Below are 15,379 nucleotides of genomic sequence, written 5' to 3'. Positions count from 1 at the left end.
CGGATTGCATACCTGTATTTCCAAAAGGGATACGATATTTGCACTATTCTTATTTAGATTAATTAAAAATAATAAGCGTTTAAATCGAGCCACATTATCATCTTCCCAAGCACCATAAAAATGGGGGAGACAGGTAAGCTTCAAAAGATACAATGAATAAAAATATACTCAAATTTTTCAGGCAATTCGCGTTACCGGCAGCTATCGCCCTGCTGCTATTCTCATGCGGAAAAACCTACGATTTAAATGGAACCGATTTTCAGCCCGATACCCCGCCAAGCGATTCGGTATTCAGCAGGGAGATATTGATCCGTAACCTGGGCGATAACCTGCCTGCCGGTGATTTGCCCTTAGATAGTGAAGATCCGCTGTATTTCAGCCTCGAAAAATTTTCATCGGTACGTATTTCCTATAAAACTACCAACCGCTGGGATATGGCCTTTCATGGCAATTCGCGCAGCGAAATTGCCGGTAATAACGGTAAGGTAAGCGGTTTGGGTTATGGTTCGGCATCAGTAGGAGGTATCATCCTTACTAACCAGCCCTACAGTACCGTTACCGAAATACCCGACGATAGCCAGTTTCAAGTACCCGGCCGTTCGGGCCTGGATGCCATAGGCTTTTTCGGTGAGCCGATGGGCCATGTGGCCTACACCTTTTTTGGCAACATATTCCGGCCTGATAAAGTGGTAGGGTACTCTGACAGCAGTTACGACCCGGCCGTTCAGATAGAAGCCGCCAAATATGCCCACATGATGTATGCCCTGTCGGAAGACTTTGCCAAAGCCTTCCCGGTAACTACTAATGGCGATTCAACCAAATGCCGAACGCTGCTGGTAAGAACGGCAAAGGGCAATTACGCCAAGGTAGAAATGCTGAGCTATTACAAAAATACCATCGATCCTTTTGAGATGAACAGGGGCAAAGGTTACGCCATCAGTTTAAGATACATGGTGGTAAAGGCCGACGAAAAGCGCTTTGGGTTTATTGCCCGCCGAAAACCTATGACGGTGAATTTGAGCACCCGTACGGTTATCGTAGAAAAATAAAATGAACTATTCTTTAAATATAAATCTTCAAATAGATGAATAAATCTAAACTAAAAAACAATTATAAAACCTTTGCCCTTCCGTTGGTGGCATTGGTTGCAAGCGTGGGTATGCTGATGTCCTCATGTAAAAAGAAGGAGGTAGTACCTTATGAGCAAGATCCCGTAAACCGCATTACAACCTACCGGGTAACCAATGCCCCTGAAGCTATTAATGGCGTGGTTGATGATATAGATAATACCATTACCGTTGAAGTGCCTTATTATTTAAGCATCAATTTAATTGTACCTGAAATTAAACTTGCCGATGGCGCTACCCTTATTGATGCCCAGGGTAACAGCATAGATGTAAGGGAAAACCTTGACCCTGTTCCTTTTGATACCGTTGGTTATACCTACAGGGTTAAGGATGATAAGAACAACATTCGCAAGTATACACTCATCACCAGGATAGCCCCTTATAAAGACGCGCTTAAAATGGGTTATTTTGTAACCAGGGATGCCAATGGTAATGTAATAGCGGACGACGTAACTGAAAAGGAAGCGGCGGTTAATTCGCGTATTACAATTTTTGGTAACCTCGAATCGAGCGCTAATACGGCGAAGCTTACGCTGGTAAACAAGCAAACCAATGTAGCGGTACCTAACGCGTTGACAGTTAAATTAGTTGCCCGCAACCCTGAAACGCACTACATAACAGCCGATATATCTGCCAGTACCGATAGTGGTTACTATTACATTATTGCAGAGCACCAGGGCCGTAAAGATACTCTGCCTACCATTCACCTTGTTTATACCAAACCTTTCTTTGGTTTTTTACCTAAGCCATTAGCACAAGGTGATACGGTTACCATGAAATTGGCCACGCCAAATGAAAACGCTACCAGCAGCGGTGTAAATACAGGTGTTGCCCGTGCATACATCATACTTGCCAAATCATGGTTGGTAACGCGTCCGGCAAATTTCCCTGAAGATTTGTTTACTCAACAAATTGACCTGCAAATCATCAGCCAGAACCGTACAGAGATCAAGTTCATATTCCCTGAAGTGATACCGGCCGGTATATACGAAGTGAATATGGGATCTGGCATGGGCCAGATACAATACACCGGCTTCGGGATCTATTTTGATTTTAACAGCACGGCCTGGGGTAATACCAATTTGCTGGGCGGTATGCCTTATGCGCCTTTCGAGATCAAGCCAAAACAATAACCCTTTTATTCAATCACAATTCAAAGAAAAAATGAGAAAAATATATAGCGTACTTCCACTGCTGATACTTTTGGCCGGGCTTTGCCTTTCATCGTGTAAAAAAACTGAGTACGAATACCAAAAACGCCCTTATAATGATATTAAGGTATTCACTGTATTGAACGCCACCGGCGACTCTACTAAATGTTTCATAAGCGGTGATAGTATCACCGTTAACTGGAGCCCTGATGTAGCGCTTCCGGCAACCATTACACCTAAAATAGTAATTGACGGAAAAGCGACCATCAGTCCTGCTTCGGGTACTGCGGTACCTTTCAACAAAACCACTGTTTACACGGTAACCGCCGAAAACGGTGATGTTAAAACATACAAGCTTAACCCGTTAGTTGGTTTGCCTACGCCAATAATTTCAAGCGCTTCGGGGCCAATTACATGGTTAACAACTAACCAGATGACCATTTTTGGCGAGTATTTCCTGTCGGGTACCGATGCCTCGCAGTTGCAGGCTTATTTACAAAGGGTATCTGATGGTGTGGAAATACCTTTAACCGTTGATCGTGCCAGCATCACCAATTACGGCATGCGTGCCACCCTGCCCGATTTTTCTGCCGAGCAGGATACCGGGATGCACAAATTATTTGTTAAAGCCGGTAACCGTATAGCCAAAAGCTTTGATGTTAGGTTCATTACGCCGCCTATTACCAACATTACTCAATCCTCTAACCTGGTACAAGATGGTCAGCCTATACATTCGGGCGATAAGATCACCATTAATTATACCATGAGCGATAATTACGGTGGTAAGGTAGCCAGCTACTATCATGCAAGGAACATTGATCATATACGGTTATATTTTTCAAAAACATTTGAGATAGTAGAGATCAGAGATGGGGTTGTTAAAGGCGATAACACGGTAGAGATCACCCTGCCTAACCTTGATAAATACAAGGGTGAGTACATGACACAGTACCGGTTCATTTATAAATCGGCACCGCCGGCCGAAGCTTTGTTTTCATCATACTACCTGCGCGGGTTTCTTAGCACTACCGGTACAATTGTACAGTAGCCGCATTATATAATATTTTATATTGATGATAAAAATAATCAGCTATACCTTTTTATGCGCTCTGCTGTGCCTTATGTACTCCTGCTATAAGCTGGAAGACCCAAGGCCCAGTTACGATGACGGCCACAGCACGGTAGTACACGACCTGCCTGGTGACACGCTGGCTACCGATGGCTGGGATGATAATTACGCCAACGGCGACCTGTATTTGCGCCAGCGTTATTACACCGCCAACTGGACGGATTCTATCCGTTTTGTGCCCCGCGGTAACGAAATTATCAATGCCGCGGTAGGGGTGGATGGTAACAGCGAGGCCAATATCAAATGGCTGGCCAACGCGGCAAGTCACCCGGGTATGGTTGCCAATAACGATGCCTACCTGAATACCGCCGATGGTTACCGTTACATTTATCGCAGCAACGCGTGGTACCAGATGGGGATTGATGGCAATAGGGGTATAGCTGCAAATGATAGCATTTTTGTGAACTGGCGGGGATACATTGCAACCCCGCCGGTAAACCCGCAGCAGGGTTGGGCTTATCGTGATAACGACAATAACCGGGTTTACCGCTACAACGGCAAAGCCTGGGAGTTGATGGTGAACGATGCCAACTATAACCAGAACAACAATTTTGTACAGATAGAATACAGCAAAAGCGGAAAAGCGGCAGGCAGGTACAGCATGTTTTTGTTCCGTTTCAGGGATGGCTGGCAGCAGTTCATCCGCGACGCGGCAGATTCTGCAAGGTATCTGAAAACGGCCGATTGGGATATTGCCTTTACCGGCGAACTTAACAGTACTGTATGGTTAAATAACGGCCGTGCAAAAACGGGCCCGGGAGCGGGCAGTCCTATAACAAGGTCGTCGTTGATCATGTACGAGTACGGCTATGAGTTTATGAACGAAGCGCCCGAAGACCTGTTTTTTGATAATCGCCCTGCGGATTTCCTGCAAATCGGTTACTCGTCAGAGTTTGGTCCGGGGGTGAACCCTTGGTATGAGTTAGGCTCAACCTTTATTGCCAAACCATTGCCTTACCGGGCGTTTTATTTGCGGTTGGAAACTATTGATGCTAACACCGGTGAGCACAGTTACAAGTACGGTAAGCTGCAACTCATCAGCATGTACAAAGGCGCGCCCGAAGTACTTACCGACAGGAACTGGCCTTCGCCATACCTCACCTTCAGGTATTTTATACAGCAGGACGGAAGCCGTAATTTGAAAACAAAGGACTAATGAACAACATGCCGAACATGAAGAAACTACTCCTTTGCTTAGGTGTTTTTATTGCTGCTGTTACACAGGCCTCCGCGCAAAAGGCGGTTTTACACGGTAAAGTTACCGATAGCGAAGGGCTGGAGATACAAGGCGCTACCATTAGCGCAGGCAACACTAAAACAGGCAGTAACAACAAAGGTGTTTACGAACTGAAGAATTTGCCCGTAGGCAAAACCATAGTTACCGTAAAACATATTGGCTACGATACTTTTACTGATACCCTAATCCTTACGGCAGGCAACCAGGTGCTTAATGCTACGCTGCAAAAAAAGGATAATCAGTTAAATGCTGTAAGTGTAAGCACACAAAAGCAGGGCAACCGTAATGCCGAAACCCTGATAAAGGTAGAGAACAGCATAATGCCCGTTACTATTATCGACAAGCGCACCATTGAACTGATGGGGAGCCGCAGGTTGGATGAAGTGGTAAAAGAACAAACCGGTATCGCCATTGTAAATGATATATCCGGCGGGGCTCGTTCCGTAGGGGTGCAAATGCAGGGTTTTGGCAGTGAGTATGTGCTGGTGCTTATAGACGGGCAGCCGCTGGTAGGCCGTAATGGCGGCAATTTTGATCTGTCGCGGATCAGCGTAAGTAATGTTGAACGTATAGAGATCACCAAAGGTGCAGCCTCATTACTGTATGGCGGCGACGCCTTAGGTGGTACCATCAACGTGATCACCAAACACCAGGTAGACCGGCCAAGAGGATACCTGGCAACCAGCTATGGCACCAACGAAACCGTTGACGTATCGCTTGATGGCGAAACACCCATCCTAAACAAAAAGGGGAGTGTTGCCCTTAATACCAATTATTACCATACAGGCGGGTTTAATACCAGCCAGGGTTTAATTAAAGGTACCACAGCGCCGCCTTATGATAACTATGGCGTACAGGGCAGGTTCCGTTACCAGTTTAACGATAATAACCTGCTTTCGGTAATGGGCAGGTTTGGCTTGCGCCGCAGTTTCATGAGTAAAGATTTTGGCGTAAAGTATCAAACCCAGGATGTATTGGATGAGAAGGACATTAACCTGAGCACTAATTTTGAACATCGCTTCAGCAATCGGTGGCGTAGCATGACCCGCTATTACCTTACCCGCTACAATGCCGATATGAGCGTTACCCTGTCGCAGGGTGATAGCCTGAGCCAAAACAAGTTCGGCCAGTTGTTTAATCGTTTAGAGCAGCAGGTGGCGTACAGCATCCCTAACAAGTTAGATGTAATTACGGGAATTGGCGGTATCATTGAAAGTATCGACGAAAACATCCTGAGCGATCAAAATAATATTAAGGCTTACTTTGGCTACAGCCAGGCCAACTGGCATATTTTACCAAAGCTGGAAGCCATTGGCGGCTTACGGTACGACCATATACTGAAATACGGCTGGCGTTTAGACCCGAGCCTGGCGCTGAAATATAACTTCTTCGGCGGCTTTGTATTGCGGGCAGCGTATGGTACAGCGTTTAAAGCGCCTGATATGCGCAAGCTTTTCCAAACGTCATACAATCCGTCAAATAATTACCTGATGGTGGGTACCAACGTATTGCGTAATACTATCAATAATTTATTAGCAAGCGGACAAGTGAGCCAGTACGAACTGGAAAGCGTATATAACGAGATAAAGGGATTAGCCCTGAATGCCGAAATGAGCAAGTCGTACAACGTGGGACTGATCTGGGAGTCGAAAGACAAACTGATCAGGACTGAAACCAGCGTTTTTTATCATGATATTATCAACCAGATTAACCCGGTACTAATAGGGCGGGATATTAATGGTAACCTCATTTACTCGTACCGCAACAATGCCAGGGCATATTACAAAGGTGCGGATGTGTCTTTGACCATTACACCGCTTCCGGGCTTGCAGATCAGCGGCGGATATCAGTACCTGATCGCTAAAGACCGCAGCGTTATGGATGAGATCAGGGAGGGAGGGAAATTCTACGCGCCCCTGTTTGATCCTAACACCGGGGTGGTGAACTATCAGCCAACGGCAAGTGATTACTGGGGGATAGAAAACCGCTCGAAACACATGTTTAACGGCCGGATATTTTATACCCATGCGCCAACGCAGCTAAGCGGAAACGTAAGGGTTAGCTACCGCGGAACCTATCCGTTCAGCGATAAGAACAGCAATGGCTATATGGATCGTTTCGATACGTTTGTGAGAAATCATTACTTGCTGAATGCCGGGCTGGAAAAAAAATTCAGGGACAGAACAATCTCCGTTAGGTTAACAGTAGAGAACATCCTCGACTTTGTAGACCAGAAAGTACCATCACAACCGGGGCGGCTATTCTTCGCGGGGGTATCGTATAACCTGCGTTGATTTTATTGATTCGCGCAAAATAAAGCGGATAGCATACAAAATAAAACGGATTGCATACGCTTCTTTAAGAAATGGAAACGATATTTGCGTCTTATTTAGATTGATTAAAAATAATATCCGGATAGGATTCAATTTTAGCCAACAATGAAAAACAAAATAACTATAACACTACTGCTGGCAACCTTGGCATTCTGTTCGTGCAAAAAAAATGATGTTAGTCCGAACACGCTTTTGCAGGATGGTAAAAGCACCGTGATAACAGATTTGGCGGGCGATACCGAGGCATCTTTAGGGGAGGATATACCAGGGAAGGAGCAACGCCCGTTCTATATCTTTTTGTTCCGGTTTAAGGATCAAAAGCAGATATGGATCAAAACTAAAGCAGATTCGGCCAAGTATTTAAAAACAAATGACTGGGATATCGCCTTTACAGGATTATATAACAGTGAGGTGTATGCCAATAACGGAAGCGATGCGGTAAACCCCGGCTACGAAGGGCCTGCTGCCAATGCCGTAGTTAAGGTAGATAACACCTACGATAAAGTAACCGAAGCACCGGGCGATGACGCCTTTACGCAGAGCAGAGTTAGCGTGATCGGCCGGTCGGAGGCTGAAGGTTCGGCAGGTTGGTATAGGTATACGCTTAGTACGCACATTATGCAGCCCCTTAAAAACAGAACGTACATTATTAAGCTTACATCAGGTAAATTTGCCAAACTGGAGCTCATCAATGTATACAAGGGCAATCCACCCGCGGTTACCGATCTTTACTGGCCCGCGCCTTATTTAACTTTCCGTTACTTTGTACAGGAGGATGGAAGCCGGAACCTTAAAACGAAATAACAAAGACCGGCTAATGCCGTTCGTAATTAAACTGAAAACAAACCAAACTAATAAATATGCTTAGCACTAAAATTAAAGAAGCCACTCAAAGTGCGCACCAACAGTTGGAGAAAAAAGTGGTACTAAAACTAAAAGCTGTTCGTAGCAATGCTGATTATGCAGATGTACTGAAACACTTTTATGCATATTTCAATGCATTAGAAAATGCCATACGCCCGTATGTAACAGCAGATATACTTCCTGATTATGCTACCCGTCGTGATTCGGCTTATATTAAAAATGATATTGAAGAACTTGGCGCTGATGTAAACGAGTTGCCGCCGGTAGTTGTTCCGCAGATAGGTAACGTTGTTGAAGCCCTTGGCGCGCTATACGTTATGGAAGGCTCTATCATGGGCGGCCCGTACATTGTACAGATGCTTCAAAAAGGTGGTATTGATAAAGGTTTTTCGTTTTTCTCAGGTTACGGACAAGATACCGGCCGTATGTGGGCAACATTTACCGATGTATTAAACCATGCGGCAAGTACTGAAGCTGATGAGGCGGTAGCCATTAACACGGCAAACGAAACCTTCGCCAACTTCTCCGACGTATTTGAATTTAAGTTAGCCTAAACTGAAAAGCTCCCTGTAAATACCGGCTTCACCATTGCATAACATTCTTGTGCCTGAATAATAAGGGTACGCAAGAATGTTATGTATTGACAGGCCACTTATAGCGGGGCTTATATTTTTTATATAGCCTTGCTGTATAATTGTAGTTGGGCCACATTCAGCCGGATGGTAACACCCAATCTTACATCTATTTACCTCCCCCGGTAACATTTAATTATGATAATGTATGATATCATAATGGAAATAAATCAACCATTGCTTGTCCTATTAAAATTTAACAACAAGAAACCGAAACATATTTTATATGTTAGGCCAATACTATTAAAATAAAAATATGGCTTCAGGTTTTTTTGCAATTTTAGATGATATAGCTGCTTTAATGGATGATGTAGCAGTAGCAACCAAAGTAGCAACACGCAAAACCGCAGGCATATTGGGCGACGATTTAGCCGTGAATGCCGAAAAGGCTACCGGTTTCTTGTCTTCGCGGGAATTGCCTGTGCTGTGGGCCATTACCAAGGGTTCATTAATTAATAAAGTTATTATTGTGCCGATAGCTTTATTGCTGAATGTGTTTTTCCCGGTAGCAATCAAGGTCATACTCGTTCTCGGAGGGTTTTACCTGGCTTATGAAGGCGTTGAAAAGATAATCGAATATTTTTTTCATCACCCCAAGCCCGGGCAAAAGGTGATTGTAGAAAATCAGAATGATGATCAGGCCGAAAAAGCAAAAGTTAAATCGGCGGTAACAACCGACTTTATTCTGTCTGTAGAGATTGTAATTATAGCACTGGGTGCTGTTGCAGAAAAAAGCCTGGCTATACAGATCATAACTGTTTCGGCTGTTGCAATTTTGGCAACAATTGGCGTATACGGTATAGTTGCCTTAATTGTAAGAATGGACGATACCGGCTATAAACTAATTAAATACGCTGATAATAAAGGCTTTCTATCAAGCGTGGGTAACTTGTTGGTTAAGCTATTACCCATTATTATCAAAGTTTTAGCCTTTGTAGGCACTATTGCCCTCATCCTGGTTTCGGGCGGGATATTTACACACAATATAGACTACCTGCATCACTTACTACCTGCGGTACCCTCAATAATTAAAGAATTTTCCATTGGTATTATTGCAGGTTTAGTTGTAGTAGCAATACTTACAGGAGGGAAGAAAGTATATTCCTTATTAAGCCCACGTGCATAGTGCTTATAACGTTCGCCGGGTTTAAAAAAACATAACACCATTTAACAAAACAGCAGAAGCGGCTTATGGCCGCTTCTGCTGTTTTAAATAAATACTCCGAGTTTTAATCCTGCTTCGGGTTGCTTACCCAAACTTTATAAGCCGATGTTCCCCTGTTACCCAATGTGTAAAAAGGGATGGCGGTAAATGTTTTGGTATTGCCATTGTTGCTGCTAACAATGATTTGGGTGCCGCCTAATAATTTAGCGTCGTATGTTGGTTTAAATGTGGTGGCATTGCTGAAGCTGGAGGCATTCAGGTCGGTATTATCCGTAGTTTCCAAAGCATACACCAGTGGCCCTGATGCAAGGGCTACTTTGTTTTTAAGTGTAGCCACCTCTATGCGCGGACTTACTACCCGCGGTTGCATAGGGAGTTCGAGGGTTACCTGGTCGTTCTTTTTCCAGGCCCTGTTAACCGACGCGTAGCCCTTTACAATATTTAACGGTACCTGCTTGCCATTGATGGTCAGCTTAACATTACCTGCCTTAGTTGAGCTATACAAACCGAAAGGGTTTTCATTGCCCTGTGCCCAGCCGGGGATGCGGATATTCAGGTTAAATGCTTTAGCCTGTGTACTGCTTACCTGTAGCTGTATCTTTCCGTTGAACGGATATGCTGTAGTTTGTTTTATGCTGACATTGTTTTTACCCAATGCTACATTGGCTGTGCTGCCTATAAAGAGGTTTACATAAATGCCGTTATTATCTTTACCATAAATAAACGAAGGCAGCGCGCCCATCATTTTCAAAAACATCGGCGGGCAGCAAGGGCAGCTGTGCCATACCCAGCGAGGATGCTTGTCGGTGATCAGCGGGTTTTCGTAATGATAGTGTTGGCCATCCAACGATACACCCGAGAGTATGTTGTTGTAAAGCACCCGCTCAAACTCATCCATATATTTACCATCGGCCTGTAGTTCGTTCATCCGCTCGCTGAAGAAGCCCGCGCCTATGGCCGCGCAGGTTTCCAGGTAGGCAGATTCGGGGAGGTAATAATCATCGCCAAATTTTTCGTCGTTAGCGATAGCGCCTTGTCCGCCGGTGATGAAAAGGCGTTTGCCTATCATGTTGTTCCAGTAGTTATTAGCTGTTTCGGCGTAGCGGGCATCGTGGTTATAATTAGCTATGGTTGCAATGGCGGTGCCCAGCAGGGTAGCCCTTACCGCATGCCCCTCAATGGTTTTCTGCTCAAATACTGATGATTGATCCTGATCGTAACTGCCATAGCTTGCCCTTTCGCGCGAACCGTCGGCATCTTTGTAATTACCGCGGTGTTCAATCCAGTAGGTTACCAGTTTGTAGTAGTCATCGGTTTTTACAGGTGTTTTCAAACTTGCGGCCAGTGCAGGTTTGGTTTTAAAAAGAAGGTACATTTTAAAGAAAGCTTCCTCCGGGCCTGCATGGGCAGGTACTATATTCAGCTTAGGTGCATCACCCATTACCTTACACATATAGTTGGCCATTTTTACAGCTACCGTTAGCAATGTGGTTTTGCCTGTAGCCTGGTAATAATGTATCCCCGCTTCGGCCAGCATCCCCGCGTTGTACACGTCGTGCTGCCAGCGGTCGTCGCCGCCGTTTGTTCCCCAGCGCTGGTTAGGTTTGTTGAGGGTGGTGTAGGTGTTGATATAACCATCCGGATCGGCAGCTTGTGCTGCTGCAATCCGTTTAATATAGCCGTCAATTTTTTGCTCCAGTTGTTTATCCGGGTAGGCGATCAGCAGATCGGCCGCTCCACGGATAGTTTCATACACCAAACCATCATACCATGGCGGGCCATCACTTGTACCTATGTTCTTTTTCCCTTCGGCCACCAGGTCGAAGTTCTTAAAGGCGTTACGGGTGCTTCCGCGCTCGGCTTTTTCTTTGATCAAGTCTTCTCTATCGGGCTCGTATTTGCCCTCCAGCTTATCCAGTACATCGTAAACGGTTTGCTTATGCCAAACATCAAGCTTGGGCGACCAAAAACTATCGTCAATTTTTACCTGTCTTAAATTTAAAGGTGTAATGGTATGCTATGATTGCGCGTATGCCGTGCTTGCTAATGCAAACAGAACAGCAGGCAGCGTACTCAATATGAAGAGGGCTTTTTTCATGGGGCGTTGTATATTATCTTTCAAAGCGTAAAATGGTGTAAGAATTGGCCGGCAGATCGTGCTGAATAAGATCGCCATTAAATATACGATCATTTGTTTTAGTGCTGATAAGGTCGGGGTGTTCGGGCGTGTTTTCGGCATTAACGGCACCGCTAAGCTGGCTCACTTTTGTAGTGGGTTTCCTGTTTTTGAAACCCGCTATCTGTAAGTCGGTTTGTATTGTTTGGTTAGATGGGTTGACGATATGAATAACCAGTGTCTTGCCATCGGTGCTCAACGTAGCGGTAACATCAAGTCCTTTATCCGCATCGGATGATATGCGTAATGGCTGATGATTGCGCGCTGCCATCTGTTGTGAATAAAACGGAGGCATGCCCCATACTTGCGATGGCGTGTAAAATATCTGACCCTGATCCCAGCCGTTATCATTTTGCCCCAAAGCCTGTAGCGCGTTAGCGGCGCAGGAGGTAAGTAAAAAATCGCCATGACGGCGTACCGCGTTAAGGGTAGTGGCATGGCCAAGCGCACGGCCCAAATCGTGCCTGCCGCCGTTCTCTTCAAAAATGGCGCACTTCATTTTGTAATCAGGCACCCATTTTTTAAACAAGGCCTGCATGTTGGTTAACGTACTGTCAACCTTTAGGCCCGAGTTTGGCGCGTCCGCGTCGGTATGCACGTCCCAGTAATCGGCTTTGCCATTCAGTGCTTTAAACACGCGTTCCATATTCGCTGATCCGGGGCGCCACCATGCCGAGTTAATGAACTTTATCGACGCGTCCTTAGCGTGCATGACCTTGTGTAGAATAGTAAAGCGCTCAATATAATGGTCGTATTCGGCGGCATTATCGCCGTTAAATATTACCTCCTCGTTGCCAATTTCAAAGTACTTCACATTATATGGTTGCGGGTGTCCGTTTTGTGCCCTTTTCTTCCCCCAGGTGGTATTAATGCTGCCTTTCAGATATTCTACCATGTCGGCCGCGTCCTGTGGTGTTTCCTCAATGTTTATCGCGAAGGCGGCCTCAAAACCTGCCGCTTCACAAAATTGAAGGAAATCTTCAATGCCAAAGCTGTTGGTGGAGTAGGGGTACCAGTGCCCTTTGTAGGGTGGCCGTTTACTGCGCTCACCGATCATTTTTTTGAACCGGTAACCGGGCGCGTTAACCATGGTACCTCCGTAGCGCAAAAAGTTGAGTCCCTGCTGCTGCATTTTCACGGCGATATCGGCACGTAAGGGTAGTCCTTTAAACTGGTCTTTACCGGTGGTCATCAGCGTTACCTGGTCGGCCCAAAGCTTTCCTTTTTTAGCGATATAAAATGCGAAGCGGGCTTTAGTATCGGTAGTATTTGAGGTAAGGCGGAACTGATAAGCTTTCCACGTGCTGCTGATGTTGGCTATATTTTGTTGGGCGTAAATCTTTTTGCCATCGGCACTTTGCAAGGCCACGGTAACAGGGCCTTGCAAACCTTGTGCTTTCAGGTAAATACTGCCCGCAAAAGTTTGCCCCTTTCTCAATGCAATTCCCCAGCGGTTAAGGCTGCTGTTGGCCACACCGATAATTCCGCTTCCTCCCTCATGCACAATTACCTGCGACTGGTTGCCATTAAAAGCATGCTCCGTATCTATCGAAAAACTCCCCGATTGGGTAGTGTTAAAGCCATCCCATGCACTGCTTACGGCAGGTACCGGCGCTGCCTCGAAAGTTAGTTTTTCTGTTTTGCTACCCTGTGTTAGCGCTAATGAACGGTATTCAACTTCGGCATCAAAAGTACGTAGGGCAATTTTCCCGGCAGGTAAAGGCTGCTTTTCATCCGTGTAAACAAGTGCCGGTTCTTTGGCATCGTTTAAATACACACTTAACTTATTGACGTTAACTTCGATTTTCAGGGTAGTCCAGTCGCTGCCGTTTATATTGATCTTTTCTTCCTTAACAGGAATCCAGTTATTGAGGTGCTTTCCTAATACCAGCATTTGCCTGCGCGCGTCGATACTTACCTCGTAGCCATAAAAATTATCGGCACCCATGCCGGCCTTATCTACATTAAGCAGCAGGCCCGCATTAAGTCCGTTTTTAATAAATTTGAGTTGTACCTGTACGGTGTAATCACTGCTAAGCGGTTTGTTATTCACCAGTTTAAATCCCGGGCCGCCGTTCACTTTTATGCCGTCGTTGGTTTGTGTCCAGTTACCATCGTATACCGTCCAGTTTTTAAAAGAGGGGTTCGGCTTAGGCTCCTCAAAGCTTTCACCGAAAATGCGCTGATCATACAGTCCGCCATAAATTTCGTGGTTCACATCTTCAATACAGGAGCCGTACAGGTTGGCGGGTATATTGTTGAGTACCTGCGTGGCATTCACCGCAATGTGTGCCCGCTGGCCAAATGCAACCAAAGGCTGCATTAAAATAATGGTGTAAATAATGTTTTTTAGCAAACGGTTACGAGGTGGCATGTGTAAGTGATATTAGTTAGTTAAATTTGTTCAAAAATGGGCTATACTAAATCAATAAACTTGTACTTTGTTAGCCAATTCTGATACACATTTGATATTTTGAAACTATTTGAGGAAAAGATAATCACGGGGAACAGGTTATTCGTTGTAAAGGAAGAGCGTTTTCCGTATAACGATTTTCCGCTGCACATACATCCCGAGTATGAACTGATACTGGTGATGAAGAGCAGCGGCAAGCGTTATGTGGGTGATCACATGGCCGATTTCTTTCCGGGCGACCTCTGTTTGTTCGGCCCAAACCTGCCGCATACCTTTTATAACAAGCACCTACCCGGGGATAGGGAAGTGCACCAGATCGTTATCCAGTTTCATGAAAATTGCCTGGGCGAAGCCTTTTTTGATAAACCGCAGTTCAGCAATATTAAAACGCTTTTTAAACGGTCGGGGCATGGCATGTCGTTCAGTGGTGAAGTATGCCAACAAGCCGAATATAAAATGAAAGAAATGGTAGAGGCCGACGAAGCCGATGCCACGGCGCACCTCATCAGTATCCTTAATCTGCTGTCAAAATCGCCCGATTACCAGTTATTGTCCAGTCAACAAAAGGTATCAGCAAGCATCGAAAAGGATACCGAACGGATGAACCGAATTTATCATTACTTGTTGGATAACTTTAAGAATGATGTAAGCCTGACCGAAATTGCAGATGTGGCCAACCTTTCAACCGCCGCGTTTTGCAGGTATTTTAAACAGCACACCCGTAAAACATATTCCCAATTTGTCAACGATCTGCGCATCAGCTACGCCTGCGGCCTGTTGCAGCAAAAAGATTTGAGCGTATTGCAAATTTGCTTTGAATGTGGCTTCAACAATATATCCTATTTTAACCGCCAGTTTAAGCTGCAAACGGCATTTTCGCCTTTGCAATATCAAAAACGGTACAAGATGTATTGAAATGGTATTGCCGGCTAACTTATGGGATATACTTATTCTTTTAAGTTGAATGGATATTCTTTCTGGTTGTTTTTATATTGTTTAATTTCAAATAGTTAACTATATTGCTTGCGTCGAACAAGTATGAAACGGCACCAATTATATAAATGACCTTGTAAACCCCTGCAAGGTTGTTAGAATAGCCTATCCCGGCCTCCCCGACATGCATAGGGCCGGTAAGCGTATACATTTTTTGTA

Annotated in this window: 11 protein-coding genes; 9 read left to right on the top strand and 2 right to left on the bottom strand. The window is 45.0% G+C overall.

Going from position 1 to position 15,379, the window contains the following annotated elements; genetic code table 11:
* Window positions 1-152 precede the first annotated feature (152 nt).
* The 8 genes from AC07NA_RS14515 (at window position 153) to AC07NA_RS14480 (ending at window position 9,599) form a co-directional block, all read left to right on the top strand.
* Complete coding sequence (locus AC07NA_RS14515) at window positions 153-1,049, top strand: HmuY family protein (protein WP_494898264.1); 897 nt, start codon at window positions 153-155, stop codon at window positions 1,047-1,049.
* Between the two features lie 35 nt (window positions 1,050-1,084).
* Window positions 1,085-2,260: a hypothetical protein gene (locus AC07NA_RS14510; protein WP_494898263.1), complete on the top strand. Its 1,176-nt coding sequence runs from the start codon at window positions 1,085-1,087 to the stop codon at window positions 2,258-2,260.
* Between the two features lie 31 nt (window positions 2,261-2,291).
* Window positions 2,292-3,326, top strand: a complete 1,035-nt coding sequence (locus AC07NA_RS14505; protein ID WP_494898262.1) for an SGBP N-terminal domain-containing protein — start codon at window positions 2,292-2,294, stop codon at window positions 3,324-3,326.
* 25 nt (window positions 3,327-3,351) lie between these two features.
* Window positions 3,352-4,563: a hypothetical protein gene (locus AC07NA_RS14500; RefSeq protein WP_494898260.1), complete on the top strand. Its 1,212-nt coding sequence runs from the start codon at window positions 3,352-3,354 to the stop codon at window positions 4,561-4,563.
* A 17-nt stretch (window positions 4,564-4,580) separates the two neighbouring features.
* Window positions 4,581-6,938, top strand: a complete 2,358-nt coding sequence (locus AC07NA_RS14495; RefSeq protein ID WP_494898259.1) for a TonB-dependent receptor — start codon at window positions 4,581-4,583, stop codon at window positions 6,936-6,938.
* 144 nt (window positions 6,939-7,082) lie between these two features.
* Window positions 7,083-7,781, top strand: coding sequence for an HmuY family protein (locus AC07NA_RS14490; RefSeq protein ID WP_494898258.1), 699 nt, complete (start codon window positions 7,083-7,085; stop codon window positions 7,779-7,781).
* Between the two features lie 56 nt (window positions 7,782-7,837).
* Window positions 7,838-8,395, top strand: coding sequence for a biliverdin-producing heme oxygenase (locus tag AC07NA_RS14485; protein ID WP_494898257.1), 558 nt, complete (start codon window positions 7,838-7,840; stop codon window positions 8,393-8,395).
* A 334-nt stretch (window positions 8,396-8,729) separates the two neighbouring features.
* Window positions 8,730-9,599 carry a DUF808 domain-containing protein gene (locus tag AC07NA_RS14480; RefSeq protein WP_494898256.1) on the top strand — a complete coding sequence of 290 codons (870 nt, stop codon included), beginning with the start codon at window positions 8,730-8,732 and terminating at the stop codon, window positions 9,597-9,599.
* A gap of 103 nt (window positions 9,600-9,702) precedes the next feature.
* Here the strand turns inward: AC07NA_RS14480 and AC07NA_RS14475 are convergent, their stop codons facing one another.
* Window positions 9,703-11,619, bottom strand: a complete 1,917-nt coding sequence (locus AC07NA_RS14475) for a glycoside hydrolase family 127 protein (RefSeq protein ID WP_494898563.1) — start codon at window positions 11,617-11,619, stop codon at window positions 9,703-9,705.
* Between the two features lie 130 nt (window positions 11,620-11,749).
* Window positions 11,750-14,188, bottom strand: a complete 2,439-nt coding sequence (locus AC07NA_RS14470; RefSeq protein WP_494898255.1) for an alpha-L-arabinofuranosidase family protein — start codon at window positions 14,186-14,188, stop codon at window positions 11,750-11,752.
* Window positions 14,189-14,287: 99 nt separating this feature from the next.
* Between AC07NA_RS14470 and AC07NA_RS14465 the strand changes: the two genes are divergently transcribed.
* A complete protein-coding gene (locus tag AC07NA_RS14465) occupies window positions 14,288-15,142 on the top strand; it encodes an AraC family transcriptional regulator (protein WP_345211226.1) in 855 nt (284 codons plus the stop codon).
* The last annotated feature ends 237 nt before the right edge of the window (window positions 15,143-15,379 follow it).

It is taken from the genome of Mucilaginibacter sp. GW821-FHT07G05 (genome assembly GCF_059418565.1).
The sequence above is the reverse complement of the archived record's forward strand: the minus strand, read 5'-3'. Positions and strand labels throughout refer to the sequence as shown.

Excerpts from the sequence above, each read along its gene's own strand:
- AC07NA_RS14515 (WP_494898264.1), top strand. The coding sequence starts at position 153 with ATGAATAAAAATATACTCAAATTTTTCAGGCAATTCGCGTTACCGGCA.
- AC07NA_RS14510 (WP_494898263.1), top strand. The coding sequence starts at position 1,085 with ATGAATAAATCTAAACTAAAAAACAATTATAAAACCTTTGCCCTTCCG.
- AC07NA_RS14505 (WP_494898262.1), top strand. The coding sequence starts at position 2,292 with ATGAGAAAAATATATAGCGTACTTCCACTGCTGATACTTTTGGCCGGG.
- AC07NA_RS14500 (WP_494898260.1), top strand. The coding sequence starts at position 3,352 with ATGATAAAAATAATCAGCTATACCTTTTTATGCGCTCTGCTGTGCCTT.
- AC07NA_RS14495 (WP_494898259.1), top strand. The coding sequence starts at position 4,581 with ATGAAGAAACTACTCCTTTGCTTAGGTGTTTTTATTGCTGCTGTTACA.
- AC07NA_RS14490 (WP_494898258.1), top strand. The coding sequence starts at position 7,083 with ATGAAAAACAAAATAACTATAACACTACTGCTGGCAACCTTGGCATTC.
- AC07NA_RS14485 (WP_494898257.1), top strand. The coding sequence starts at position 7,838 with ATGCTTAGCACTAAAATTAAAGAAGCCACTCAAAGTGCGCACCAACAG.
- AC07NA_RS14480 (WP_494898256.1), top strand. The coding sequence starts at position 8,730 with ATGGCTTCAGGTTTTTTTGCAATTTTAGATGATATAGCTGCTTTAATG.
- AC07NA_RS14470 (WP_494898255.1), bottom strand. The coding sequence starts at position 14,188 with ATGCCACCTCGTAACCGTTTGCTAAAAAACATTATTTACACCATTATT.